3 protein-coding genes are annotated in these 2,282 nt (G+C 45.4%); 1 reads left to right on the top strand and 2 read right to left on the bottom strand.

The window, feature by feature from the left end:
* Nucleotides 1–3 precede the first annotated feature (3 nt).
* On the top strand, nucleotides 4–159 hold the full coding sequence (locus tag CSV80_RS18215; protein WP_369822909.1) for a conserved phage C-terminal domain-containing protein: 156 nt from the start codon (nucleotides 4–6) through the stop codon (nucleotides 157–159).
* 385 nt (nucleotides 160–544) lie between these two features.
* Here the strand turns inward: CSV80_RS18215 and CSV80_RS17165 are convergent, their stop codons facing one another.
* On the bottom strand, nucleotides 545–1,141 hold the full coding sequence (locus CSV80_RS17165; protein WP_233208495.1) for a transposase: 597 nt from the start codon (nucleotides 1,139–1,141) through the stop codon (nucleotides 545–547).
* A partial coding sequence (locus CSV80_RS17160; protein ID WP_099669675.1) for a YifB family Mg chelatase-like AAA ATPase occupies nucleotides 1,119–2,282 on the bottom strand: 1,164 nt, incomplete at its 5' end. The genes CSV80_RS17160 and CSV80_RS17165, both read right to left, overlap by 23 nt.

The following is a 2,282-nucleotide window of genomic DNA, read 5'->3' as shown; positions in this document are numbered from 1 at the left end:
TGGTTGAACCGTCATGAATTCAGCGCATTCCTGCGACCCTCTACGTTGTTTAACGCAACGAACTTTGAAAACTATGTTAATGAACTAGTTATGCCAAAAACACCGAAAAGACGCTTACTCGTTGCACCCGTTCTTGATTTCAACAGTGGTGATGAGTAAGCGATAAATAGCGAACTGGTGGAATCAAAAACTTCTTTTTTAGAGTAGCCAGTGCATCATTTTTTTAATATTGAAGTGTGAAGCGGACAATCTTTAACTTTTCTGGAAACTTGAAAATGCACCTCCTAAAATTGATACACTGATTGTACCAAGGAGGCGCTGCGTTTTATATGCATTATTTGATGGAAGCCTTACAGTTGTTTGTTGGTAGACACTTCCGGCACTTAGTCGGCAGTATTACGTAGGATCTGGCACCTACTGTTGTGGACCGCAAATGACTATACTTTTCTCTTTTATTTACCCTTTTTAACTACGCGAATTGTGTGGAGACCTGACAACCTAACTAAACAGCTCGTACTCGACAATAAGATATAAGCACGCTTACTCAACCCATATACTCTTCCATACTAAGAAGTTCGTCTATCTCATGCAAACAGTAGGTAACGTAGCCTGAACTAGTTTTCTCAAAAGGTGGCGGCAAGTACTGAAGAATGGAATGTGTATCTATAAAGGTCAATGAAGATATAGTACCCGCATCATAAGAAGGAAATGAGCTGAATGGATAATCAGTAAGGCGATCCACCATCGGAATCTTCGTTTCAATTGGATTGCGGTGAATATAGCGGCTGACTGCGAGGAGGGCTTGCGGAGTATCAACTTCTTTGGCAAAATAGCGACTTTGGTAAATGCGTCCGACATGTCGATAGCGCTTCGAATAATAGTCGCTATATCTCCGGTTGATCTGTCGCATGATGAGGGACAAGTCGTCTTCCGATCGTATGAGTAAATGAAAATGATTGGTCATGATACAAAAAGCAATTAACGCGAAACGATAGCGCTCCGCTGCGTGGCTGATACAGCGCATTAAATGATACATGTCCTCTTCAGACGAGAAAATATTCTGACGGTTATTCCCGCGCATCACCACATGATAATAGGCATTCGGCCGCCAATTTCGTTTACGTTTGGACAGCACCTTCACCCCCTATCGTCTGCAAGCCAGTAGGCAGCTGTTTCCATTTAATCGCTTCTTCCAGTGCTTCCATCGAAATATCCGGTCTTTCTTGCAAGTCCGAGATTGTGCGGGCGATGCGTATGAGTTTGACCTGTGTCCGATTACTCCATTTTCGTTCAAAGCACACATCACCAATTGTATTCAACTGCTCGGCTGTAAGTCCGGAAGTCCGTTCCAGTTGTTGAAATGAAACCGTACCATTACGGAGATCGTTGCCATAACGTGCACGTTGAAACTCGCGTGCTTTCGCTATCCGCTTGCGAATATCTAAAGAACTTTCAGTTGTAGTTTTCTCTTTCAATCCGCTGCTCTGCAAAGACAAAACAAAATCCAGCCTGTCTAAAATCGGCCCAGATACTTTCAGTTGGTAGTTTGTCACTTGTTTAGAAGAACATGTACAGTATCGCTCATGGGAACCATAATAACCACATGGACAAGGATTCGTTGCAGCAATCAAAGTAAACGATGCCGGATAACTCACAGTCTGCTTGACCCGACTAATCGTCACTTCTCCAGACTCCATCGGCTGCCGTAGCATATCCAGCGTCTTCCTCGAGAATTCACCCAGCTCATCAAGGAACAGTATGCCACGATGTGCCAAAGAAATCTCTCCAGGCTTCGGATAAGTACCCCCACCAATCAATGAAATAGCAGAAGCGGAATGGTGAGGTTGGCGATAAGGCGGACGCAACGTCATCCCCTGCTTTTCCCGCGCCAAATGATATAAGCTATACACTTCAAGCGCTTCCTCCTGCGCTAAATCCGACATGATAGAAGAAAAAGCACCAGCCAGCATACTCTTCCCACAACCAGGTGGACCGATCAATAACGTATGATGTCCCCCTGCCGCCGCAATCTCCAATGCGCGCTTCGCCTGCTGCTGGCCACGGATCGAGGCAAAATCCGTCTCCGGTTGCTCGTGGGATAATGTCTGTTCCGTAATAACAGGAGAAAGAAAGCCCTCAAACAAGAGCGTAGACTGTCCTCGAAGATGCTCAAGCAACGCTTCCACTGTCGGAAGCGGAATCAACTCCACATCTTGCGCAAAGTCAAGAAACGACACATCCACCGGTGGCAGATAGATCCGTTTGAAGCCTAACGTCAACGC

It is taken from the genome of Sporosarcina sp. P12(2017) (assembly GCF_002743035.1).
Taxonomy (GTDB): Bacteria; Bacillota; Bacilli; order Bacillales_A; family Planococcaceae; genus Sporosarcina; species Sporosarcina ureae.
Note: the sequence above shows the minus strand (reverse complement) of the source record. Positions and strands in the feature narration are given on the sequence as shown.